The sequence below is a fragment of the Arthrobacter sp. ZGTC412 genome (assembly GCF_002929215.1).
GTDB lineage: Bacteria > Actinomycetota > Actinomycetes > Actinomycetales > Micrococcaceae > Arthrobacter.
The window spans coordinates 551,070-572,574 of sequence record NZ_PJII01000001.1; the positions used below are offsets into that span (position 1 = coordinate 551,070).

At 65.7% G+C, this 21,505-nt stretch carries 26 protein-coding genes and 2 tRNA genes; 13 read left to right on the forward strand and 15 right to left on the reverse strand.

Annotated elements, in window-relative coordinates; translation table 11 throughout:
* The first annotated feature begins 5 nt into the window (after positions 1-5).
* The 11 genes from CXQ88_RS02575 (at position 6) to asd (ending at position 8,567) form a co-directional block, all read left to right on the forward strand.
* Positions 6-974: an NUDIX hydrolase gene (locus tag CXQ88_RS02575; RefSeq protein ID WP_104042571.1), complete on the forward strand. Its 969-nt coding sequence runs from the start codon at positions 6-8 to the stop codon at positions 972-974.
* An 81-nt stretch (positions 975-1,055) separates the two neighbouring features.
* Positions 1,056-2,693: a hypothetical protein gene (locus CXQ88_RS02580; RefSeq protein ID WP_258061656.1), complete on the forward strand. Its 1,638-nt coding sequence runs from the start codon at positions 1,056-1,058 to the stop codon at positions 2,691-2,693.
* A complete protein-coding gene (locus CXQ88_RS02585; RefSeq protein ID WP_104042572.1) occupies positions 2,690-3,076 on the forward strand; it encodes a GntR family transcriptional regulator in 387 nt (128 codons plus the stop codon). Before CXQ88_RS02580 ends, CXQ88_RS02585 begins: the two co-directional genes overlap by 4 nt.
* A gap of 43 nt (positions 3,077-3,119) precedes the next feature.
* Positions 3,120-3,923, forward strand: a complete 804-nt coding sequence (locus tag CXQ88_RS02590) for a thymidylate synthase (protein WP_104042573.1) — start codon at positions 3,120-3,122, stop codon at positions 3,921-3,923.
* Complete coding sequence (locus CXQ88_RS02595; protein WP_104042574.1) at positions 3,920-4,504, forward strand: dihydrofolate reductase; 585 nt, start codon at positions 3,920-3,922, stop codon at positions 4,502-4,504. The genes CXQ88_RS02590 and CXQ88_RS02595 overlap by 4 nt, the downstream gene beginning before the upstream one ends.
* A gap of 2 nt (positions 4,505-4,506) precedes the next feature.
* Entirely contained in the window at positions 4,507-4,725 is a 219-nt protein-coding gene (locus CXQ88_RS02600; RefSeq protein ID WP_104042575.1) for an NF038396 family protein, read from the forward strand.
* 124 nt (positions 4,726-4,849) lie between these two features.
* Positions 4,850-5,806 carry a hypothetical protein gene (locus CXQ88_RS02605; protein ID WP_181037382.1) on the forward strand — a complete coding sequence of 319 codons (957 nt, stop codon included), beginning with the start codon at positions 4,850-4,852 and terminating at the stop codon, positions 5,804-5,806.
* A gap of 19 nt (positions 5,807-5,825) precedes the next feature.
* Positions 5,826-6,488 (forward strand): hypothetical protein, encoded by a 663-nt coding sequence (locus tag CXQ88_RS02610; RefSeq protein WP_258061657.1) that lies wholly within the window; start codon positions 5,826-5,828, stop codon positions 6,486-6,488.
* A 1-nt stretch (position 6,489) separates the two neighbouring features.
* Positions 6,490-6,924: a hypothetical protein gene (locus CXQ88_RS02615; protein WP_104042577.1), complete on the forward strand. Its 435-nt coding sequence runs from the start codon at positions 6,490-6,492 to the stop codon at positions 6,922-6,924.
* Positions 6,925-6,939: 15 nt separating this feature from the next.
* The gene (locus CXQ88_RS02620; protein ID WP_104042578.1) at positions 6,940-7,356 is read left to right on the forward strand and encodes a hypothetical protein; all 417 of its coding nucleotides are present in this window, start codon (positions 6,940-6,942) and stop codon (positions 7,354-7,356) included.
* 80 nt (positions 7,357-7,436) lie between these two features.
* On the forward strand, positions 7,437-8,567 hold the full coding sequence (asd, locus tag CXQ88_RS02625; RefSeq protein ID WP_104042579.1) for an aspartate-semialdehyde dehydrogenase: 1,131 nt from the start codon (positions 7,437-7,439) through the stop codon (positions 8,565-8,567).
* Between the two features lie 102 nt (positions 8,568-8,669).
* On the opposite strand, the gene CXQ88_RS02630 is transcribed toward asd, so the two are convergent.
* A complete protein-coding gene (locus tag CXQ88_RS02630) occupies positions 8,670-9,806 on the reverse strand; it encodes a winged helix DNA-binding domain-containing protein (protein WP_104042580.1) in 1,137 nt (378 codons plus the stop codon).
* 105 nt (positions 9,807-9,911) lie between these two features.
* On the opposite strand from CXQ88_RS02630, the gene CXQ88_RS02635 reads away from it, so the two are divergent.
* A complete protein-coding gene (locus CXQ88_RS02635) occupies positions 9,912-10,355 on the forward strand; it encodes a hypothetical protein (protein ID WP_104042581.1) in 444 nt (147 codons plus the stop codon).
* On the opposite strand, the gene CXQ88_RS02640 is transcribed toward CXQ88_RS02635, so the two are convergent.
* The 8 genes from CXQ88_RS02640 to CXQ88_RS02675 form a co-directional block, all read right to left on the reverse strand.
* Entirely contained in the window at positions 10,336-11,403 is a 1,068-nt protein-coding gene (locus CXQ88_RS02640) for a UDP-N-acetylmuramate dehydrogenase (protein ID WP_104042582.1), read from the reverse strand. The genes CXQ88_RS02635 and CXQ88_RS02640 overlap by 20 nt on opposite strands.
* A 40-nt stretch (positions 11,404-11,443) precedes the next feature.
* Entirely contained in the window at positions 11,444-11,881 is a 438-nt protein-coding gene (locus CXQ88_RS02645) for a MaoC family dehydratase (RefSeq protein ID WP_104042583.1), read from the reverse strand.
* Between the two features lie 2 nt (positions 11,882-11,883).
* Positions 11,884-12,345 carry an FAS1-like dehydratase domain-containing protein gene (locus CXQ88_RS02650; protein ID WP_104042584.1) on the reverse strand — a complete coding sequence of 154 codons (462 nt, stop codon included), beginning with the start codon at positions 12,343-12,345 and terminating at the stop codon, positions 11,884-11,886.
* Between the two features lie 40 nt (positions 12,346-12,385).
* On the reverse strand, positions 12,386-12,610 hold the full coding sequence (locus CXQ88_RS02655) for a DUF3188 domain-containing protein (protein ID WP_104042585.1): 225 nt from the start codon (positions 12,608-12,610) through the stop codon (positions 12,386-12,388).
* A gap of 55 nt (positions 12,611-12,665) precedes the next feature.
* Positions 12,666-13,586 (reverse strand): DUF2797 domain-containing protein, encoded by a 921-nt coding sequence (locus CXQ88_RS02660; protein ID WP_104042586.1) that lies wholly within the window; start codon positions 13,584-13,586, stop codon positions 12,666-12,668.
* Between the two features lie 29 nt (positions 13,587-13,615).
* Positions 13,616-14,479 (reverse strand): HpcH/HpaI aldolase/citrate lyase family protein, encoded by an 864-nt coding sequence (locus tag CXQ88_RS02665; protein WP_104042587.1) that lies wholly within the window; start codon positions 14,477-14,479, stop codon positions 13,616-13,618.
* A 166-nt stretch (positions 14,480-14,645) separates the two neighbouring features.
* Positions 14,646-15,587 (reverse strand): aldo/keto reductase, encoded by a 942-nt coding sequence (locus CXQ88_RS02670; protein WP_104042588.1) that lies wholly within the window; start codon positions 15,585-15,587, stop codon positions 14,646-14,648.
* A 51-nt stretch (positions 15,588-15,638) separates the two neighbouring features.
* Entirely contained in the window at positions 15,639-17,351 is a 1,713-nt protein-coding gene (locus CXQ88_RS02675; protein WP_104042589.1) for a glycoside hydrolase family 13 protein, read from the reverse strand.
* A gap of 96 nt (positions 17,352-17,447) precedes the next feature.
* Between CXQ88_RS02675 and CXQ88_RS02680 the strand changes: the two genes are divergently transcribed.
* Positions 17,448-18,656: an ROK family protein gene (locus CXQ88_RS02680; RefSeq protein WP_104042590.1), complete on the forward strand. Its 1,209-nt coding sequence runs from the start codon at positions 17,448-17,450 to the stop codon at positions 18,654-18,656.
* Here the strand turns inward: CXQ88_RS02680 and CXQ88_RS02685 are convergent.
* The 6 genes from CXQ88_RS02685 to CXQ88_RS02710 form a co-directional block, all read right to left on the reverse strand.
* Complete coding sequence (locus CXQ88_RS02685) at positions 18,649-19,308, reverse strand: SDR family oxidoreductase (protein ID WP_104042591.1); 660 nt, start codon at positions 19,306-19,308, stop codon at positions 18,649-18,651. The two genes, CXQ88_RS02680 and CXQ88_RS02685, sit on opposite strands and share 8 nt — an antisense overlap.
* 62 nt (positions 19,309-19,370) lie before the next feature.
* On the reverse strand, positions 19,371-19,928 hold the full coding sequence (locus CXQ88_RS02690; protein WP_104042592.1) for a dihydrofolate reductase family protein: 558 nt from the start codon (positions 19,926-19,928) through the stop codon (positions 19,371-19,373).
* 66 nt (positions 19,929-19,994) lie between these two features.
* Positions 19,995-20,798 carry a membrane protein insertase YidC gene (yidC, locus tag CXQ88_RS02695; RefSeq protein ID WP_104042593.1) on the reverse strand — a complete coding sequence of 268 codons (804 nt, stop codon included), beginning with the start codon at positions 20,796-20,798 and terminating at the stop codon, positions 19,995-19,997.
* A gap of 30 nt (positions 20,799-20,828) precedes the next feature.
* Positions 20,829-21,209 (reverse strand): hypothetical protein, encoded by a 381-nt coding sequence (locus CXQ88_RS02700; protein WP_146069160.1) that lies wholly within the window; start codon positions 21,207-21,209, stop codon positions 20,829-20,831.
* A 45-nt stretch (positions 21,210-21,254) separates the two neighbouring features.
* A tRNA-Met gene (locus tag CXQ88_RS02705) sits at positions 21,255-21,328 on the reverse strand.
* Between the two features lie 61 nt (positions 21,329-21,389).
* A tRNA-Thr gene (locus CXQ88_RS02710) sits at positions 21,390-21,461 on the reverse strand.
* Positions 21,462-21,505 lie beyond the last annotated feature (44 nt).

Sequence of the window (21,505 nt, forward strand, 5' to 3'; positions counted from 1 at the left end):
CGGTTTTGTCGAGCGACGCACTCGTAGCAGACCAGACAGACCACCCAGGCGAACCGGTAGCCGTCACGGCTGCCGGGGCGCTGCCGTGGCGCGTCAATAAGGACACGCTTGAGGTACTGCTGATCCATCGGCCCCGGTACGATGACTGGTCCTGGCCAAAAGGCAAGATTGACGACGGCGAGACCATCCCCGAATGCGCCATCCGCGAAGTGTGGGAGGAGATTGGGCTCATCGCCGCACTGGGCAGACCGCTGCCCCCCATCCACTACCACGTGGCAAACGGCCTGAAGGTGGTGCATTACTGGGCAGTCAAGGTCAACGGCGACAGGCTGGTCCCGGACGGCAAAGAGGTGGACAGTGTGATGTGGTGTGCCCCGGAAAAGGCGGCCCGGCTGCTGTCCAACCCCTCCGACGTGGAACCCCTTGAGTACCTGCGGGACGCCCATGAGCGCGGGGAACTGGACACCTGGCCCCTGCTGGTGGTCCGCCATGCAAAAGCGAAGCCGCGCTCGTCCTGGAGCAAGGCCGAAGGCGAGCGGCCCCTGGCTGCCACCGGAATGCGACAGGCGCAGGCGGTCGGCCGGCTGCTTCAGGCGTGGAAGCCGCCGCGTGTTGTCACCAGCCCGTGGCTCCGGTGTGTCGCCACCGTGGCTCCCTACGCGAAGGCAAGCGGAGCAAAGGTCAAGCTGGCGGAAGCCCTCACCGAACACCGGCATCAGCGAAGCCCCAAGAAAACAGCGGCCGTGATCGAAGCCGTTCTCGAGAGGCAGCGCGCGGTGGCCGTCTGCACCCACCGGCCGGCTCTGCCCACCGTATTCGAGCAGCTGGCCAAACACATGCCGGCACATCTGGGCGCCCTCCTGCCCGCCGAGGAACCGTTTCTGTCCCCCGGCGAACTGGTGGTGTGCCATGTGGCTCCGGGCGGGAAAAACAGGATTGTTGCCGTGGAGCAGTTCAAACCCTTCGACGACTGACTCCCGCGGTGACAGCCGCACTTGACCCGCAAAACTCTGTATCAAACACTTAGTACATTGATGCATGATCTTGGGGGAAATGTGCCTGGTTCCGATGTGGTGGCTGTCTTCGCTAATGTCCCGCCCATGGTGTCGCTCTGGCCGTTCCTGCTCGCGGCAGGGACTTACCTGGCGCTCCGGTGGGTGATCTGGCAGCCGGGAGGGGGCGCATCGGCCACCACGGCGTCGCAGCACGCCTTCTGGGTGGGGATCATGGGCTGGCTGGTCAGCTCGCTGCAGCCCGCCGGAAACGCCGGCATCCTTCCCGCCAGTCCAACCGCCAGCCCGCCTGCCGATCCCGGCAGCATCATCCCTGCCCTCGCCTGGCCAGTGCTGGGCTGCCTGGCCGTTCACGTTATCGGCCAGTTGAGCTACCCCGGCCCGCGCCTGACGCGTCGCTTGGCGACGCTCGAGGTGCGGCGGGTACGGGACTTCCTGCCCCGGCCACTCGCCTGGACCGTGCTGGCAATCTTTGCCGCAGCTGCATCGCAGATCGGCTGGGTGGCGACGCTTCCCGGCTTCGCACCGGTCCCTTACGGCTCGAGCCCCGACCCCGTCAACGGCTACACCAGATATGGCGGTGACGGCAGGGTGCCGGGCCTTGAACTGGCTTCCTACCTCGGACCTGCCCTCCTTATCCTGGCCGCCGGGACGTGGCTGGTGCTTGAGCTCATCACCCGGCGCAGGCAGCTTGAGCCGCTGACTCCGCACGAGAACGACCTGCTCAGGACCATAGCCATGAACCGGCTGCTTCGAACCGTGGCCACTATCGCCGCCGGGCTGGCCGCTATCGCGGGAAACCATGCGGCGCGGCCGGATCCTTCCGTTGCTTCCGGCGCCTGGACGAACGCTGCAGGGGCGGTTGGGCTGGCTGTCCTGCTGGTTATGTGGTGGTGGGCCCCGCCCAAGCTTCCGGGCGAAAGGGCGGCTGACGGCCTGCCGCCATCCCATGAGTCCTCCGCTGCGACCCAACCGGCCACCCGGCTTTCCGTGTCTTTGGGCGCCGCACTTGGACTGGCCGCCCTTGTTCCCCCCGTGGTGGCGCTCTTCATTCCGGGAGCGGTGACGGGGCACCCCGCCCTGGTGGTGGCAATCGCTGCCTCGGCAGTCCTGATGGTCACGGCCGCGGGGGAAGTGCTGATGCATCGCAATCACGGAACGCCGGATGCACCCCGCATCTGGCCGCGGCAACCTGTCAGCCCGGCGCTGCTCACCACCGGAATTACAGCCCTCACCTTGCTGGTGGCGGTGGCTGTCATAACTGCGGTTGCTGAAGCAGCACTGGAGGTGCCGCCGTCGTGGCGGAGTACGGCTTGGGCAGCTGCGGCAGCGGCGGTCCCGGCCGTACTCCCGCTTGCGGCAGCCAAGGCACGGCACAGCATCCCGCCAGTAGTTCCGGGACTCGATGCAGCCCTCCGTGCCATCACTGTGCACCGGGTGGTGAGGGCACTTGCGGCTTGCTTCACAGTGCAGGCCGGGGTTCTGCTGTTGTCCGCCGGCTTCGCTGTCCGGCGGTCAATCAGCCTGGACCCGACGCCATGGGCAGGTTTTTGGGAGGCGTCGGGCGCAGTCGGCGCCCTGCTTGCTGCGGCAGGTGTGGTGATCGCGGTAATTCCCGTGCGTGGTTTCGCCCGCACTCCTGCAGCGGGCCGCCAGCCGGTGGGGCAAGCTGCCCCGTGAGCGCTGGCATCACGGTCGATTTGAGGTCGGCAGTCCCGCCGTACGAGCAGATCCGCTCACAGATCAGTTCCCTGGTGGCAATGGGCGCCCTGGCCACGGGAACCCGCCTCCCCACCGTCCGCAGCCTTGCAGCTGATCTTGGCATCGCGGCTGGCACTGTTGCCCGGGCCTACAAGGAACTGGAGGCCGCGGGTGTCGTTGAAGCACGACGGCGGGGAGGCACCGTTGTTGCCGGACCGCCCCAAGGGAGCTCCGGCACACGCGGAAGGGTCCCGGAAACGGTGACAGCCGCCGTCGAGCGTTACATCGAAGCGGGGCGGGAGGCCCGGCTGACCGACGAGGTCCTGCTGGATCTGCTGCGCGGCCGGCTGAGGAGGGACTGAGCGGCAACGCCGGCTGGTCCCGCCCGGCGGATAGACTTGAGGGGTGAGCATCCCAACGCCTTATGAAGACCTCCTGCGCGATGTCCTGGCTTCCGGCACCCACAAGTCGGACCGCACCGGAACCGGAACCACCAGCGTTTTCGGGCGCCAGATGCGCTTTGACCTGGGGAAGAGTTTTCCGCTGATCACCACCAAGCGGGTTCATTTCAAGTCCGTGGCAGTGGAGCTCCTGTGGTTCCTGCGCGGTGAAACCAACGTGAAGTGGATGCAGGACCAGGGTGTAACCATCTGGAACGAATGGGCTGATGCCGATGGCGACCTGGGACCCGTCTACGGTGTCCAGTGGCGCAGCTGGCCCACCCCCGACGGCGGCCACATCGACCAGATCGCGGAGCTCATCGACAACCTGAAGTCCAACCCGGATTCCCGCCGGCACATCGTCTCCGCCTGGAACGTTTCCGAACTGCACGATATGGCCCTGCCGCCGTGCCACGCGTTCTTCCAGTTTTACGTGGCGGACGGCAAGCTCTCCTGCCAGCTGTACCAGCGCTCCGCGGACATGTTCCTTGGTGTGCCGTTCAACATCGCTTCCTACGCACTGCTCACCTGCATGGTGGCCCAGCAGGTGGGACTCGAGCCAGGCGAGTTCGTCTGGACCGGCGGTGACGTCCACATCTACGAAAACCACATGGACCAGGTCCTCAAACAGCTGGAACGCGAACCGTACGAGTACCCGCAGCTGAAGATCACCCGCAAGCCGGCCTCGATTTTCGACTACACGCTGGAGGACTTCGAGGTGGTCGGCTACCAGCACCACCCCACCATCAAGGCCCCGATCGCCGTATGAGCACGGAAAACTTCACCGATCCGCAGTCCTTTACCGAGGAGCTGGCCGCTTCCGTGACAGGCGTGGGGCTCGTATGGGCGCAAACTTCGGACGGCGTGATCGGCAAGGACGGGGACATGCCCTGGCACCTGCCGGAGGACCTGAAGCACTTCAACCGGCTCACCACGGGCCACCCCGTGGTGATGGGGCGCAAGACCTGGCTGTCCTTTCCCGAGAAGTACCGCCCCCTGCCCGGCCGGACGAACATTGTGGTCACCCGGCAAAAAAGCTGGGCCGACACGCCCGAGGCGGAGGGCGCCGTCGTGGTTTCCTCCCTTGATGACGCCCTCCTTGAGTCCCAGTTCGTCGACGGCGGCGGAACCGTCTGGATCCTGGGCGGCGGGGAAATTTTCCGCCAGTCCACCGAGCTCGCCAACGTCGCGGTGGTCACCACCATCGACGTCGATGCCGACGGCGATACCTTTGCGCCCGAGCTTGGCACGAGCTGGGTGGCTGCCGCTTCTGTCCCGCCGGACGGCTGGCTGACGGCTGCCAACGGAACACGCTACAGATTCACCAAATGGTCAAGGACTGAAGGCTAGGCATGTTAAAGAAACCGGAAACCCTCTTTGTGCTGGGCTACATGCTGCTCCCCCTGCTGGCGCTGCTGTCCGCCATCGTGGGGTTCACCATGATCCTGGGCGGCAACAAGATCGCCGGCGCCATCGTGCTCGTGGTGGTGACGCAGGCGTTCGCGTTCGGGGCGTTCTTTGCGCTGCGGGCCCGGAAGGCCGCTGTGCTGGAGGAGTCCAAACGCAGCTAGCCCCCGGTGGCGTGTGGCCGCGGCGCATGGGGAGGTCACCCCATCGCGGCTAGTCGCCTACTGGCATAGGCTGAAGCCTGCAGCCTGAGGGACTGCTGTTTGGACAATATTGGGGGGATGCCGGATGGCAGGAACTTTGTGGGGTGCCGACGTCGAGCAGTTGCGCACCTTGGCGCGGCAATTCAGCAAGGCAGCTGACCAGCTGCAGCAGCAGTCGCAGCAACTGAGCGGCCACATCAACAACAGTACGGCCTGGAAAGGCCAGGACGCCTCGCGCTTCCGGTCGGACTGGAACAGCAGCCACCGGACGCTTCTGCAGAAGACGGCCATGCGCCTGCAGCAGGAGTCCAAACTGCTGCTGACGCATGCCGACGAGCAGGAAAAAGCGAGTGCGACCGCCGGGGCCGGCAATACGGGCGCCGGGGCACCGGGCGGCAACGGACCAGGCGGGCAAGTCCCCGGCCAGGGGAGCAACAACCCCTGGGGTCCCGACTGGCTGGCAGACCCCGACTCGCCTTTCCGTGACGGATGGGACATCTACGGCCTCACTAAAGCGTTCCCGAACATTCGGGCCGGCGTGTTCGACATCGCTGCCATGCTGCACAAGTCGCGCATCTCCGATTTCCTGGATCCGGCAGCATGGCGGGCCTTCCAGAATTCCAACGAATTCAGCAAGTTCTTCAACCTGTCCAACAGCCTGTTTGAAGGCAAGTTCCACGAAATCCTGAACCTCGCCGAGGGATCCACCGCCTTCAAGTACCTCGATGGGTTCAGCAAGGGTTTGGGCGTTGTGGGCGTCGGCCTGGACAGCATGGACGCCTATAACAACTTCCAGGAGGGCGACTACGGCTCCGCCGCCTACTCCACCACCAAAGCCCTGTTGGGCGCCGGCTCGTTCCTGCCGCCGCCGGCTGGTACTGCGTGCATGGTGGCCAGTGGTGCCCTTGCCCTTTATGACAACGTCCCCGTCATCCATGATTCCGTGAATTACGTCGGGGATAAGATCGCCGATGGAGCCGAGGCCGTTGGCGGCGCCATCAGTGACGGTGTGGACGCCGTCGGCGACTTTTTCGGCTTCTGAGAACTGAGGAGAAGAACCAGTGACTGAAACAACCACAGCCCATTCCTCAAGCGCTGGCCAAGGCTTTCCGGACGCGATCGGTTTTGGCTTCGCCGAACTCCTTGTGCTCCTGAACCTGCGGCGCGGCCCTGCAGCCAATGCCTCGGCGAAGGCACTTCGGCTGGAGGGCGAACTCGATGATGCCTCTTTGCTTTCGGCGGGCGCTTCGTCCTTGGTGGCCCGTGGCGCCGCCAGCGTAGGCGGGGACAGGGAACTCTCCGTCGACGGTCCGGTGGCGGCCGTTACCCATGCCCTCACGGAGGCGGACAAGCTGGTGCAGATCAACCTCCTCACCGCCGGCTCCGTGGACAACGTCCTGTCCGTCGAGTCACCCGAGTACCGGATCCTGTTGCAGCCAAGGGCTTACCTCAGCTGGTTCGCGATGGCGCAGCGTCCGGATACCACCCCTGCAGAAGCCAACTTCTTCATTGTCCGCAAGCATCTTGAAGACAACCCCGATGGCGGAGCCACCATCCGCCTGTTCCAGGGTGCCGACGGCAAGCAACTACTGGTCAAACGGGGTGGGGAAGGCTGGATAGTGGGCTACGGCAGCCTTGATGCCCCCTCCGAGCCGATCCGCGAAATTTCTGGCCTCACCGACGACCAGGTGTTGGACCACATCCGATTGATTCGACAGGACTAGCATGCAGAACGGCAATCCGGGCAATACTTCCGGCAGCGCATTCACACCGGACGATCAGGTCCGTACCTTTCACGAGCAGGCGCTGGCGCGCGGAGAAAAACGTGTCCTGTTCCGTACGGTGGATGGCGCGCTGCACAGCTATGCGCAGGACGAACTCGGCGTGGTAACCGCAAGCTCCCACCCGCAGGTACGGTCCGCAGGCGGGTTCCTGGTGATGGCTGTGTTCCTCGCGGCATTGTCGGTGTTCTCCGTACTGCTGGTGGCCGGACCCACCAGCAGAGGCCAGGATCCCATGTGGGGTGCCTTGATCCTGACCGTGGCCGGCGCGGGCGGCGTGCTCTATGCTGCCCGAATGGCCGGAGTCGCCGCCAAGGCCAAACGCCTGCGCGCAGAGCGCGGAATTCCGGAACCAACAGCCAAGCAATTCGACTGGTAAGGGTGCAACCTGCCGATGGTTTTCGATCGGGAGGCTGAGCGGCGCAACGAGGCCGTGTACGCCGAGCACAAGGAAGCGCTCGCCCGTGGCGAGAAGCGGGTGTTGCGAAGGACCGATGCCGGTGAACTCCACAGCTATTCCGCTGACGAGATCGGTTTCTCGCCCGGGCGGGGCCAAGCGCAGGTCAGAACCTGGCGGGGAATGGGAATCCTCACCACGGTGATGGGTCTCCTGCTCGTTCTTTCCCTGGTAGTACTGCTAGCGCCTATGGGCCGCGGCGAGCCGCCCTTTTGGGGCGCCCTGTTTCTCACCGCGCTAGGAGGTTTTGGAGTTTTGTATACCTTCGGTATGGCGAGGGACGAGTACCGTGCCAAAAAGCTACGGAAAGAGCGGCAGGCACTGGAGCCAGGCGCAGGCAATGTGTCCCAGTGAACCGCCGGTGGCTACACCCGGAACGTGGGCAGTGACGTAACCGACTGCGCTGTGCCAGTACCGGCGACTAAACTGTACGAATGACTACAGCAGCTACCCCTTCCGTCGGCCTGGTCGGATGGCGCGGCATGGTCGGTTCCGTCCTCATGCAGCGCATGCAGGACGAGGGCGACTTCGCCAACATCAACCCGGTGTTCTTCTCCACTTCCAACGCGGGAGGTGCCGCGCCTTCTTTCGCTGAGGGTGCAGGCGAGCTTGAGAACGCGTTTGACGTCGACACGCTGGCTAAGCTGCCCATTATCGTCACCGCCCAGGGCGGGGATTACACCAAGCAGGTCCACGGCGAGTTGCGCAGCGGGGGTTGGGACGGCCTGTGGATCGATGCCGCCTCCACCCTGCGCATGAATGACGACTCCATCATCGTCCTGGACCCGATCAACCGCGACGTTATCGACAAGGGCCTGGTTAACGGGACCAAGGACTTCATCGGCGGCAACTGCACCGTGTCCTGCATGCTGATGGGCCTCGGCGGGCTGTTCAAGAACAACCTGGTCGAATGGGGCACCTCCATGACCTACCAGGCCGCATCCGGCGGCGGCGCCCGGCACATGCGGGAGCTCCTTAGCCAGTTCGGCACGCTCAACGCCGAGGTCAGCACAGAACTGGACGACCCGGCGTCGGCCATCCTGGACATCGACCGCAAGGTCCTGGCCCACCAGCGGTCAGCCATCGACGCCACCCAGTTCGGCGTCCCCCTGGCCGGCTCCCTGATCCCCTGGATCGACGCGGACCTGGGCAACGGGCAGTCCAAGGAAGAGTGGAAGGCCGGGGTGGAGACCAACAAGATCCTCGGCACCTCCGACCAGGACCGGGTCATCATGGACGGCCTCTGCGTCCGCATCGGTGCCATGCGCTCCCACTCCCAGGCGCTGACCCTGAAGCTCCGCGAGGACCTGTCCGTCGCCGAGATCGAGAAGCTCCTGGCCGAGGACAACCAGTGGGCCAAGGTGGTCCCGAACACCAAGGAAGCCTCCATGGCGGAGCTGACCCCCGTGGCAGCGTCCGGCACCCTGGACATCCCCGTAGGCCGCATCCGCAAGATGGAGATGGGCCCGCAGTACATCAGCGCCTTCACGGTGGGCGACCAGCTCCTCTGGGGCGCCGCCGAGCCGCTGCGCCGCATGCTCAACATCGCCACCGGAAACCTTTAGCCCTTCCGCTGCTCACGAGCGGCCCTGCCCCGTCTGAAGGTCCTGCCCAGGACCGCTCGCGCGGGGCAGGACCGCTCGCGCGGGGCAGGGCCGCTTTTGTTGTCAGGCGTTGAGGAACGCCAGGTAACGCTTGGCGGCGCGGGCGAAGGCAGCCTGGGCTGTTACCCCAAGGGGCTTTGTCTCGTCGAAGAGCTCGGGCACGACGGCGGCGCGCGGGCCTGTGCCTTCCCGCGCCCATGTGCCTATCACCTCTCCCCCGGCCACCACGGTCTTCTTGAAGATGCCGTTGCCGCCGGGGACGATCCTGTTGAAATACTCCGGTTTAAGGACGAGGCTCCTGTCCGTGTAACCCAACACAGACTCGTCGAAGCCGGGCAGCAGGAGGACGGACCGCTGGCCGGGTACACCGCCGCCGAGCAGTGCCGCTGCCTCCGGGGACAACCAGTAGCTGGTGCCCTCAAACTCGAGCTCCACCAACTGGTCTTTAATCTCCTCGAACGCCGCCCGAACCTCTGTCAGGGGAATCTGCGTCCACCAGGCGAAGTCCCGGATAGTCGCGGGGCCGTGGCTCCGGAAGTAGCGCAGCGTGAACTCGGCGATCGCCTCCTCCCGTTCGAATTTCCGCGACACCGGGATCCAGCTCTCGAAGTCCACAAGCAACTGCTGGTTTCCGGCCAGCGGCCCCTGCACGAGCCAGCCATGCCTGCACAATGTCCCCAGGATGTGGATGCCCCGCTGGCCCTGGGTTGCCTGCCCGGCGTCGTCGAAAGCCTGGAAGAGCTCCGCACGGCTGGCAGCCCCGCCGCCGGCAACCCGCTCCAGTGCGATGTCGCGGGACTTCTCTATGTCAGCCCACGTGATGCCCAGTTCGCGGTGCCGGGCGGCGATGCTCTTCGTGAGGCGCTCTGCGGTGAGGTCCAGCATCCAGTGCAGGTCCTCCGGCGCTACAAGGTGCAAGGTTCCCCGCATCGGCCACGACCGCACCACGGCACCCGAATCGAGGGCGGACCGCACATCGCCCAGGCGCGCTCCGGGAACCCTGACGCCAACAGCCCAGAGGGCGGCCTGCAGATCCTGGGCCTGCATCGCTGTCATCCACCGGACCGTCTCCGCCACGGAGGCGGCGACATCAGGTACCACCGGCGGCGGCGTGGCCTGAAGCGGCACCAGCCGTTGGGACGCCAGCCGCAGCCTGCCCATGCTCCGGCGGTCAAGTCGGTTTCCCACCCTCGCAGCCATGGGCCCATCCTAGGCTCCGTACTCGCCCGCCGACATGACGGCTAGGGTAGAAGCATGACTTTGGGGAGTTTGTGGCAGTTGCTTGATTTAAGAACGAAGCGGTGGATGACTGGCGGGACAGTGTCTGTCCTGGCCGGAACGGGCCTGGGGCTGGCCTCCTTGTCCGCCTTCCTGGCTAGCGGGCGTTCTGACCCTCTGCTGCTCCTTCCACCCCTCGCCTTAAGCCTGGGCGGCGGCTACGCGGTACTCTTTCCCGGCATCAGCGTAAACCGGAACGGCCTGCACATCATCCGTGACTGGCACCAGCACCCCCGGTCCGGGAAGGTCCTCTGGGTCCTGTCCCTCGCCATCGCCGCCGGGGGTCTCGGGACCTGCGTCATGGCCGCTATCGCCAACCCGCTGGCCCCCGGCCTCCTCGTCTGGCTGTTTATGGGGCTGTACCTGGCCAGCGCCGGCTGGGCCTCCGCCATGATGGGACTCGGCAACGCCTCAAAGGGGGCCCGGAACGGAGAACCTGACGAGGCGCGGGCTACAGTTCCAAGCCGATAAGCAACGGCTCCGGGTGCAGTTTGATTCCGAAGCGCTGTTCGACGCCGGAACGAACCTCGCGCGCCACGGCCACCACGTCCGCCGCGCTGGCCGAGCCGCGGTTGGTGATGGCGAGGGTGTGCTTCGTGGACAGGGACGCGCGGCCCCCGCTGACGCTGCCCGGCTCCAGGCCGAAGCCCTTGCTGAAGCCTGATTGGTCGATCAGCCAGGCTGCGGAGAGCTTAACCAACCCGTCCTGGCCTGCCGGATAACGTGGCGCCCCCTCGGGAAGAGCCGCAGCGACCTCGGCCGGGACAATGGGGTTGGTGAAGAACGAACCCGTAGAGTACGTGTCCCGGTCCTCGGGATCCCACACCATGCCCTTGGAAGCCCGCAGCCGGAGCACTTCGCGGCGCACGTCGGTGGAGTAGGCGCGCTTTCCCTGTTCCACGCCCAGCGACCGGGCCAGCTCCGCGTACCGGACCGGTGCGCTCATGCGCCCCAGCGGCAGCTGGAACTCGACTGTGAGCACCACGTAGCGGGGTGAGCCGTTGACGGTGGTCTGCTTGAGGATGGAGTCGCGGTAGCCGAACTTCAGCTCCGAGTTTGTAAAGGTTTTCACGGCGTTCCGCTGGCGGTCCCAGGTGCGGACTGCGGCGATGGTCTGGGAAACATCAGAGCCATAAGCGCCCACGTTCTGTACCGGAGTTGCCCCGGTAGAGCCCGGGATGCCCGCGAGGGCCTCGATCCCCGACCACGCATGAAGGACCGCGTGCTCCACCAGCTTGTCCCAGTTGTGCCCGGCCTGCACCACCACAGCCACGCCGCCGCAGGAATCCTCCGCATTGACGGTGAACCCTTCTGAGGCGATCCTGACGACGGTGCCGGGGAACCCGTCGTCGGAAATCAGCAGGTTGGAACCGCCGCTGAGGATCAGCAGCGGTTCGCCGGATGCGTCCGCAATGCGGACCGCGTTGATGATCTCAGCCTCGGTGCGGGCCTCGATGAAGGCACCGGCCGGGCCTCCGACGGCGGCCGTGGTGAGCTGGGAAAGCAGAGTGGAAGTCACCCAACAACACTATCGGGAAAGTCGGGCCGGGCTTCCCTGCTCAGCTGAGCCGGACGACTGCCTGGGCCTTCATCAGGACTTTCTGCCCGGCGGAAACTACGGTGAGGTCGACACGGGCGGTGCCGGCGTCGGCGTCGAGCTTTCCGATGGTGCCGCTGACCTCGATGGTGGCGCCGGGCTCGGCGGTTCCCGTGGTGTCGGTGACCATGACCGGCTTGGTGAAGCGGGTCTGGAAGTCGACGACGGCGGCCGGGTCGCCGGCCCAGTCGGTGACCAGCTGAACGGCGGAGCCCATGGTGAACATGCCGTGCGCGATGACGCCGGGCAGCTCCACGCCGGTGGCGAAGGTCTCGTTCCAGTGGATGGGGTTAAAGTCGCCGGAAGCGCCGGCGTACTTGACCAGGTCGGTGCGGGTGACCTGGATGGTGCGGCTGCCGATTTCCTGGCCGGCGCTGAGTTCGTTAAAGCTTGGGCTCATGGTTACTGTCCCTCTCCGCGGACCAGGATGGATGACGTGGTGGTGGTAACGGGTTCCTTGGAATCGTCGGCACCGAGGGCGAAGATTTCCGAGCGGGTGGTGATCATCGCTCCCCCGCCCATGGCCCGGACCCCGTCCACGTGGAGTTCCGCCACCAGGCGGTCGCCGGCCAGGATGGGCCGGTGGTGGATGAAGCGCTGGTCGGCGTGGACCACGCGGGAGAAGTCGATGCCTGCCTCGGGATCCTCGATGAGCTGGGCGTCGGCGCGCTGGGCGATGATGATCGCGAACGTGGGCGGGGCAACCAGGTCCGTGTGGCCCAGGGCCTTGGCGGCGTCGACGTCGAAGTGCGCAGGGTGGGTGGCTTTCACGGCGCGGGCGAACTCGCGGATTTTCTCGCGGTCGACGTCGTACACCTCTGCGGCAGGGTAGCTTCGGCCCTGCAGGTCCGGATTGATAGTCATGGGCTCAAGCCTATCGTCAGGCTTGGCGCGGCCCGAAAGGTTACCGGCGCAGGTTCCTGCGGATGGTTTGGCCGCGGACCACGATCCCGGCGATGTGCAGGACGAGGCCAAGGCCAATCAGCGGAAGGGATGCGGTGGCGAGGCCGGAGTTGCCGCTGGTGTTCCCCACCAGGTTCAGGATGATGCCGACGGCGATCAGTCCCATCGCGCTGAAGACCAGGACTTTATAGCGGGTGGGCGCGGTGGCCCAAAATTCGTTCAGCACCCTGTAAGTCTACTGGGACACATCCGGGGCCGGCCCCGACGTCCGCTGTAGAAAGTCAGAACAGCGCTTCCTGGACGGCCGGCACCTCGGAGGTGTAGTGGCCCACTTCGATGGTGCGGCCCTTGAGCTGGCCAAGATCCACCACGAATTCCAGGTCGGCGTCATCGAGGGCTGCCAGCACGAAGCTGCCGCAGATGGACCGGATGGTGAACCCGTGCTGCCCGGAGGCCAGCGTGTGGGGGTAGGCGTGCCGGGCGGTTCCGGAGCACAGCCGTTCCGCCAGTCCGGGCCTGCTCCAGCCTTCGTCCACCACCTCGAAACCGTCTTCGCCTGCCGCGGAGATGACCCGGCGCGCGGTGGTTGCAAGCGCCGCGTTGCGGGCGGTGAGCTCCGAAGCAGGAGCCGGGGCGGCAAGGGCGGCGGCCTTGGCCGCGGACCGCACCTGCTGCGGAAGCCCGCCGTCGCGCGTTACCAGGTCCTCAAGGATCCGCACCACCCGTCCGTCCGCCGCGCGGGCCACATAGCTCGCCGCCACGGCGCCCTGTTCGGCGAGCCGTTGCCACTTCCGAAGGTCAGACGCAGTACCTACCTTGCTTGCCCCGTTGGCGAAGGTGGCGACGTAAAGCCAGTGCGGCTGCATCAAATAGCTTCGCAAGCCAGGCGGGACGCCGCCGGCCCGGTGGAAGTCGTGCATCAGCCGGAAGTCGTCCGCCACAAAGCACCGCTCGCATTGGTTCCCGCGGGCCGCCGGTGATTGCCCGGCACACAGGACGTGGTCCCGGTGGGCGGGGCCATGCACACGGTGGTGGCCCAGGCAGGACTTCCCCTCGGTGGCGAGCCGAAAACCCAGGCGGGTGCCGCCGTCGAGCGCTATCTCCCGGAAAGTGCCGTCCGGGGCCTGCAGCCGCAGTGCCGGACAGGACGCTGGCGGCGCAGGCCAAAAGACCCCGTGGACCAGATAACGGGTATCGGTCACGGGGTCTCCTGAGGTGGAACTTGTGGGTGCTAGAGCGCGGGCTGCACACCGAAGGCTACCGCGAGCTTCATGATCTTCTCGGCGCGGCCCAGGCGGGGCAGGTCCGAGCCGTCGCGGATGACGCGGCCGTTGGCTTCGAAGTCGGCCATGAAGTCAGTGGCCCAGGCGACGTCCGACGGTGTGGGGCTGATGACCTCGTTGATGACGGGGGTCTGGTCGATGGCGAGGCAGAGTTTGCCGGTCATGCCCATCATCACCGTGACGCCGGTCTGCTCCCGCAGGATGGGGTGGTTGGTGCCGACGGTGGGGCCGTCAATGGGGCCCGGGAGGTTGCCGACGCGGCTGGCTACCACCAGTTTGGCGCGCGGGTAGGCCATCGCCTCAGCCGTGGCGGCCATGCCGGTGTCGCGGCGGAAGTCACCGGAGCCGAAGGCCAAGCGGAAAGCGCCCTGGGCCTTGGCAATGTTGTTGGCTTCCTCGATGCCGACGGCCGATTCCACCAGCGGGATGACGGGTGTCTTGCCGTCCATGCGGTGGAAGCTCTCGGTGACCTGGTCGGCGGACTCGGTCTTGGCGAGCATCACGCCGAGGAGGCCGGGAGTCCCGCGGAGGCCGGCGAGGTCGGCGGCCCAGAAGGGGCTGGTGGCATCGTTGATCCGGACCCAGGCCTTTCCGCCTGCGGTCAGCCAGTCAACCACGTTGTTCCGTGCGTGGTCCTTCTGGGAGGGGTCTACGGCATCTTCAATATCCAGGATGATCGAGTCGGCGCGGGACCCGGCCGACTGGTCAAAAAGCTCGGTCTTCATGGCATTTACAAGGAGCCATGAGCGGGCTATCTCTGCTGGGATATTGCGTTCCGGCCTTACGGTCTCGGTGGCGATGGTAGACGTCATGTATCTACCGTATCCGCCCGGCAACCGGCATTGCGCAGAAATCGGCCCCCGTGTGAGGTTCAATACGAACTAAACCGGATATGACACGAGGTCTCCTGGATGTAGGTAGCAGCAAGTGTCGTTATGGGCTTCATAACGACACCTGCTGCTACCTGGTTGGGGCGGGTCAGGGGATGTTGGTGCCCCGCGCCGTCACCCAGAGCCGGTACCAGTCTGCCCGGCTCATGGCCTGGGCCACGCGGGCAGCGTCAGCGCAGGCACGGATCCGGCCGGGGTTGACCGTTCCGATCACCGGGGCGATACCCGCCGGGTGCTTCATCAGCCAGCCCAGCAGGACCGCCTCCCCCGAACTGCCGTACGTCCCGGCGAGCTCCGCCACCAGCTCCGCAGTGGCGGCTTCTGCCGACGTCGGGCTGTCCTGTTCCGCGCCCGTGTACAAGCCGCGGGCCAGGGAGCCGTAGGCCTGCAGGGTGATCGAGTTGCGGACGCAGTACTCCAGCGTGCCGTGCGGGAAGCTGTAGTCCAGGTGCTCGGCGTGGTTGACCAGCACCTGGCTTTCCAGCCAGGCCCGCTTGAGCAGGCTCATCTCCAGCTGGTTCGCCACCACCGGGGTTTCCAGCCGGTCCTGCAGCGCCTCAATCTGCGCTCCGGACATGTTGGACACACCCAGCTGCCGGACCTTTCCTTCGGCCATCAGCTGCCCGACGGCGGCGCCCACCTCTGCGGGGTCTGCCAGGGGGTCCGGGCGGTGCAGCAGCAGGATGTCCACATAGTCCGTCCGCAGCCGCTTCAGGCTTTCGTTGACCCGCTCCAGGATGGCCTCACGGCTGAGGTCGTAATGTGTCTGCAGGCCGCGTTCGTTCAGCCTGATGCCACACTTGGTCTGCAACCGGATGCGGTCCCGAAGCCCGGGTGTTGCGGCCAGCACTTCGCCGAAGACTGCCTCGGATTTGCCGCTCCGGTAGATGTCCGCGTGGTCGAAGAGGGTGATCCCCGCGTGCAGCGCGGCCTCGACGGCGGCAGCGGCCTCGTCCACATGCTCACCTGCGTGCGGCTCGTCGGACCAGCTGCCGCCCAGGCCCATGCAGCCATAGATCAGTTCCTGCATCAGCTCAGCTCCTGCATCAGGCTGTGCACCCCGCGAGGCATGGTGATGACATCAGCGCAGCCACGCGGTGGTGTTGGCGGGCAGCTTGCCGTCCTCAAGGGGGGCGCTGCTGGCCAGGACCGTGCCTGCCGGAAGGTCGACGGCGGTGTCCCCGAAGTTGGTCACTGACTGCCAGCCGTTGGGGCGGCGGAAGTGCAGGACGTCCGGGGTGCCGGTCTCGACCCATTCCAGATCCTCGTCGGTCTGCAGTTCGCGGCGGAGCTTCAGGGCGGCGCGGTACAGCTCCACGGTGGAGCCCTGGGTACCGTCCTGTGCCTCCACCGCGTACTTGCTGAACCAGTCGGGCTGGGGCAGGTGCGCGCCGCCGGCGCCGAAGCCGAAGGAGGTTCCTTCCACCTTCCAGGGCAGCGGCACGCGGCAGCCGTCGCGGCCGATTTCCACACCCTTGTTACGGAAGAAGGACGGGTCCTGCCGCTCCGACTCTGGGATGTCGGCCACTTCCTGGAGGCCAAGTTCCTCGCCTTGGTACAGGTACGCGGAGCCCGGGACGGCGAGCATCAGCAGTGTGGCGGCGCGGGCACGGCGTTCACCAAGCTCCACGTCCAGCTCTCCGGCAGGGCCGCCGGCGAGCAGCCAGTCCTTGCCGTCCTGGCCCTTGGTGCGCTCCTTGCCCTTGGAGACCTGGGGCAGGCCGTAGCGGGTGGCGTGTCGGACAACGTCATGGTTGGAGAAGACCCACGTGGAGGAGGCGCCGGTGGCGGCAGCCTCGGCGAGGTTCCGGGTGATGATTTCGCGGTACTCGGCGCCGTCGAAGTCGGCCTGCAGCAGGTCGAAGTTGAAGGCCTGGCCGAGGCCCTGCGGGCTGGCGTAGCGGGCACGCCGGGTCGCGTGGACCCAGGCTTCGGCGACGGCAGTGCGCGGCGGGTTGTACTCGTTGAACACCTCGCGCCATTCGGCGTAGATCTCGTGGACCTCGTCGCGGTCCCAGAAGGGGTGGGTGCCGTCGTCGAATCCGTCCACACCGGTGTTGGCCGCGCTCAATTCCAGCTTCGAGAGCAGGGGTTCAGTGAGGTCTTTCGTGAGTGCGTGGGCGACGTCCACCCGGAACCCGTCAACGCCCCGGTCGGACCAGAACCGCAGGGTCTTGAGGAAGTCCTCGCGGATTTCCCGGTTGGACCAGTTCAGGTCCGGCTGCTCCTTGGCGAAGATGTGCATGTACCACTGCCCAGGGGTGCCGTCGGGTTCGGTGATGCGCTCCCAGGCGGGGCCGCCGAAAACGGAGTCCCAGTCTGACGGCGGAAACTCACCGTTGGGGCCCTTGCCATCACGGAAGATGTAGCGGTCACGGGCGGGTGAACCCTTGGGTGAGGCGAGTGCTTCCTTGAACCACTCGTGCCGGTCCGAGGAGTGGTTGGGCACAATGTCCGCGATGAGCTTGATGCCGGCCTCATGCAGGGCGTTGGCCATCTCGTCGAAATCCTCGAGGGTTCCCAGCTTCGGATCCACATCGCGGTAGTCATCCACGTCGTAGCCGCCGTCTGCCAGCGCCGAGGGGTAGAACGGGCTCAGCCAGACGGCGTCGATCCCCAGCGACTTCAGGTACGGGACCTTCGAGGTGATGCCCTTGAGGTCACCGATGCCGTCGCCGTTGGAGTCCGCGAAGCTCCGCGGGTAGATCTGGTACACGGAGGCCTGGCGCCACCAGTTTGGATCGGCCAGGCGGTCGGAATCGGAAAGGGTTGCCAGTGTGGCGGTGGTGGACAAGGGGTGATCCTTTGCTTCTTGTCGACTATATTTATTTTGACTCTAAATTTAGTTGCCCGATCATTATCTGGCGCGACGTACGGAAAGGTCAACAGCATGGCTGATACGGCCGCGGCAACACCGCAGCTGCTGCGCAGGGTCAGTGCCGGTTCCGTGCTGGAGTTCATGCGCTCCTCCAGCGACGTGACCGTCACGGCGGTCATGGAAGCAACGGGACTGACGCGTGCCACAGCCATCGCGGTCTGTGAAGACCTCAAAGAACGGGGTTGGATCCGGGAGCTGGAAAACCAGCGGGCTTTTGGCGGGTACCAGAAGGGTCGACCCGCCAGGCGTTTCGAGCTGAACGAACGGGCCGGCTACGTACTGGGCATGGACGTCGGGGTGTCCAAGGCAACGGTGGTGGTGTCCGATCTCCGCGGGGACGTCCTTGGCAAGTCAAGCCTGCCGTTCCCGGATGCGGAGATATCGGCGGAGGAACGCGTCTCCGTCATCGACCGCGCGGCCCTGATGGCCCTGGACAGCGCGGGCGCCTCGCCCGATTCTGTCCTGGCGGTAGCCGCCGGCATCGCTGCCCCCGTGGACCGAAACGGGGACGTGCTGGTGACCCAGCACTTCTGGGGACTGTTCGACGTCGGCCTGAAGTCAGCGCTGCGGGAGCGGCACGGCTGGACAGTGCTGCTGGAAAACGACGCCAACCTTGCAGCCCTTGGGGACCGCTGGCGGGGTGCTGCGGCGGGAGTCGAGGACGTCGTCGTGATTCTTGCCAGCGAACGCCTGGGTGCAGGGATGCTCGACGGCGGGCGGCTGCTCCACGGCAGCCGCGGCGGCGCCGGCGAGCTCGCATTCCTCGAACAGGTCCAGGGTGTGGGCGACACGTTCGGTATCGCAAGCCTCGCCAGGGTCTGGGCCGCACAAGCCCTCGCCGGCAAGGCGAGGACGTCCCTTCGCGCCCACCTGCAGCATGGCGGCGCGGAAGCTGAGCACGTCTTTGCAGCCGCCGCTGAAGGGGATGCCGTGGCCCTGAAGATCCTCGACCGCCTGGCCGACAGGATGGCCAGGGTGATTGGCGCGGTGGCGACGATGCTCAACCCTGAGCTGGTGGTGATTGGCGGCGCAGTGGCCAACTCCGCCGGGGTGCTGCTGGAACCGATTGCCGGGAAGCTGAAGGAGTTCACCGCCACGCCGCCGCGGGTGGCGGTATCGCCGCTGGGCGACTCGATCGTCACCGTCGGTGCTGTGCGCGCCGGCTTGGACTATGTGGAGAGGAACTCCTTGGACCTGGAGCTGGCTGGGGCAGTCAGCTAAGTGACTCCAGCGCGGCGGCAACCGGCAGCGAGCCGTCGCAGAATTCAATCATCCGGCCAGCCGTCTCCGGCAGGTCCAGTACCGCAGCCGCCACGATCGCCGTGTTGCTGCGCGACGTTCCCCGGTCCCCCTCTCCCGGTTCGGGGTCCACCTTGATCGAGCCGGTGCCGGGTTTGTCCGTCAGGGTGCCGGGCCCCAGGATGGTCCAGGCGAGGTTGGTGCCGCGAAGATAGTCATCAGCGGCAGCTTTGGCTTCGGCGTAGGCGAAGAAGCCGTTGCTCTCCGGCACGCCGTGGTCCTTGCGGGCTCCCAGGTAGGACACCATCACATAGCGGTTCACTCCCGCCTGCGCTGCGGCGTCCATCGACCGGATGGCAGCATCCCGGTCCACGGCGTACGTGCGGGCCGGGTTCCCGCCGCCCGCGCCCGCGGACCAGACCACGGCGTCGTGGCCCTGCAGCGCCTCGGCGATTGCCGCCGTCGTCGAATTCTCAATATCAAGGACCGACGGCGTTGCGCCCGTCTCCGCGACGTCGGACGTATGGTCCGGGTTACGGAAAAACGAGGTGACGCTGTGGCCCTCTTCGGTGAGCAGGGTGGACAGGTGGAGGGCCACTTTGCCGTGGCCGCCGATGATTGCGATTCGGGTCATGGCCCCATTCTGCCCCCCGCCCCGCGGATGCCACACCCCCGGCGCGTTGGGACTGAACAGGCTCAGAGGACGGTGCGGTACCTGAGGTACACCACGCCGTTGCGGAACCTGCGCTCCTCCTGCAGTTCGAGCCGCAGGTTCAGGCCGTCCGGAAGGAACCGCAGTCCTCCTCCCACGGCTACCGGGTTGAGGAAGATTTGGCACTCGTCCACGAGCCCCGCCCGGAGCGCAGCAGCGGCCAGTGTGGCGCCGCCGATGCTGATGCTGCCGCCTGCGCTGGCCTTCAGCTCGCTCACGGCCCCGGGGTCGAAGGCCCGTTCCAGGCGGGTGCGGGGGGTGGTGGGATTGGCCAGCGAAGCTGAGTAGACAACTTTGTCTGCCCCTTGCCAGATACGGGCGAAGTCCTGGATGACCGGCGGATCATCGGGACCGCCCATCGTTTCCCAGACTGACATAACCTCGTACATACGACGCCCTAAAAGGTACGTTCCGGCGTCGCGCTCGAGATCGTTGACGAAGGCATGGACTTCTTCATCGGGAGCGCTCCAGTCGAAGTTGCCGCTGCTGTCCGCCACGTATCCGTCCAGGGAAGTGATGCCGGAGTAGATGAGCTGCGCCATGGGCCCATTCTGCCCGAGGCGCGTGTCCCTGGTAAGGCCTGCGGCTCCCGGGGCAGAGTTCCGGGCCTACCTGCTGTCCGGTGCCTGCCGGTCCCGGACGAAGGACTGTTGGGCCAGGGTCCAGGCGTTGGTGACGGTCCAGTAGACCAGGACGCCGATGGGGAAGAAGACCCCGCCCACTGCGAACACCACCGGAAGGATGTACAGCAGCATCTTTTGCTGGCGCATGAACGGGCTTTCCTCGGCCCCGGCCGGCACATTCCTCGCCATCACCAGTTTTTGCGTGATGAACTGCGCCGCACTCATGGCAAGGATCATCAACAGGGTCAGCACTACAACGGCGACCTGGTCGCCATCCCCGCCATGCAGTACGGATGCGGTCAGCGGGGCGCCGAAAATGCTGGATTCGTCGAACTGCACCACCTGGTCGTGACTCATCGCACCGATCCCCTCCCCCTGCCTTGCCCGGGTGCTGATGCCGGAAAGGACCTGGAACAGGGCAAAGAAGAACGGCACCTGGATCAGCATGGGCAGGCAGGCCGAGAAGGGGTTGGTCCCGTGCTTTTTGTACAATGCCATCTGCTCCTGCGCCATTGACTGGCGGGAAAGCGGGTCCGTTTTTCCTTGGTACTTTTCCTGCAACGTCTTCAGGTCAGGCTGCAGGAGCCTCATCCGGCTTTGGGCGTCAAGCTGCTTCAGGAACACGGGAATCAGGGCGGCACGTATCACCAGTACCAGCCCAATGATGGACAGCGTCCACGTCCAGCCGCCGGCAGCCGGCATCCCGACGGCGCTCAACCCATCATGGAAGCCGATCATGATGACGGACACAACCCACCTGAACGGAACCATGATCGCGTCAAAGTCCATGTGTTCCCCCATCCGTCAGATGCGGCAAAGCTACGGCGAAACAGTGAACTTGTCACGCTTTCGTGCCCTGGGCCCGTCGAGGCCGTCTATGTTGGCGAAGAGCACGTCCAGGCGGTGCTCGGTGCGCTGCCGCAGGTCGATGAGGACCTCGGCCGCCGCGTCGGTCACGATGGTGCGCCCGGTCGCCTCCATGATTCCCGCCGGCGCGGTCGTCACTGCGGCGTCGTCGGTCTGGTAGTACTTTTGCCCCACCTGCCCGGTCACCAGCACCACACCGGTGTTCCGGTCGACGAAATCCCGGCTCGCGCTGGAGAAGACCACCGCCCCCGGGTTGGCGCTCCCGCTGCCCCATATGTCGTTGTTGTCCTTGAGCCAGCCATACATCCTGCCGCGCCAGGGACTTCCAAGCAAGGAAAAAACCCCCGGAATCTCAAGGAATCCGGGGGTTTTTCTCTGTAGCGGTGGGGAGGCTCGATCTCCCGACCTCACGATTATGAGTCGTGCGCTCTAACCAACTGAGCTACACCGCCACGAATGAGAAAAACCTGTGTCAAGCCGGTCAAAACCGCCTTGACACAGGCTCTCATTCAGAGCCCCCCACCGGAATCGATCCGGTGACCTCGTTCTTACCAAGAACGCGCTCTACCACTGAGCTAGGGGGGCAACGAGTAAATACTCTACCGGAAGATTCCACCACCAACAAATCG

Bases quoted from the DNA above. Each gene is read 5' to 3' on its own strand.
- CXQ88_RS02685 (WP_104042591.1), bottom strand. From the start codon at position 19,308: ATGACCCGAATCGCAATCATCGGCGGCCACGGCAAAGTGGCCCTCCAC.
- CXQ88_RS02630 (WP_104042580.1), bottom strand. From the start codon at position 9,806: ATGGCTGCGAGGGTGGGAAACCGACTTGACCGCCGGAGCATGGGCAGG.
- asd (WP_104042579.1), top strand. From the start codon at position 7,437: ATGACTACAGCAGCTACCCCTTCCGTCGGCCTGGTCGGATGGCGCGGC.
- CXQ88_RS02645 (WP_104042583.1), bottom strand. From the start codon at position 11,881: ATGAGCCCAAGCTTTAACGAACTCAGCGCCGGCCAGGAAATCGGCAGC.
- CXQ88_RS02620 (WP_104042578.1), top strand. From the start codon at position 6,940: ATGGTTTTCGATCGGGAGGCTGAGCGGCGCAACGAGGCCGTGTACGCC.
- CXQ88_RS02670 (WP_104042588.1), bottom strand. From the start codon at position 15,587: ATGCAGGAACTGATCTATGGCTGCATGGGCCTGGGCGGCAGCTGGTCC.
- CXQ88_RS02650 (WP_104042584.1), bottom strand. From the start codon at position 12,345: ATGACTATCAATCCGGACCTGCAGGGCCGAAGCTACCCTGCCGCAGAG.
- yidC (WP_104042593.1), bottom strand. From the start codon at position 20,798: ATGGACTTTGACGCGATCATGGTTCCGTTCAGGTGGGTTGTGTCCGTC.
- CXQ88_RS02615 (WP_104042577.1), top strand. From the start codon at position 6,490: ATGCAGAACGGCAATCCGGGCAATACTTCCGGCAGCGCATTCACACCG.
- CXQ88_RS02690 (WP_104042592.1), bottom strand. From the start codon at position 19,928: ATGGCGCAGCTCATCTACTCCGGCATCACTTCCCTGGACGGATACGTG.
- CXQ88_RS02605 (WP_181037382.1), top strand. From the start codon at position 4,850: ATGGCAGGAACTTTGTGGGGTGCCGACGTCGAGCAGTTGCGCACCTTG.
- CXQ88_RS02665 (WP_104042587.1), bottom strand. From the start codon at position 14,479: ATGACGTCTACCATCGCCACCGAGACCGTAAGGCCGGAACGCAATATC.
- CXQ88_RS02600 (WP_104042575.1), top strand. From the start codon at position 4,507: ATGTTAAAGAAACCGGAAACCCTCTTTGTGCTGGGCTACATGCTGCTC.
- CXQ88_RS02635 (WP_104042581.1), top strand. From the start codon at position 9,912: ATGACTGGCGGGACAGTGTCTGTCCTGGCCGGAACGGGCCTGGGGCTG.
- CXQ88_RS02595 (WP_104042574.1), top strand. From the start codon at position 3,920: ATGAGCACGGAAAACTTCACCGATCCGCAGTCCTTTACCGAGGAGCTG.
- CXQ88_RS02680 (WP_104042590.1), top strand. From the start codon at position 17,448: ATGGCTGATACGGCCGCGGCAACACCGCAGCTGCTGCGCAGGGTCAGT.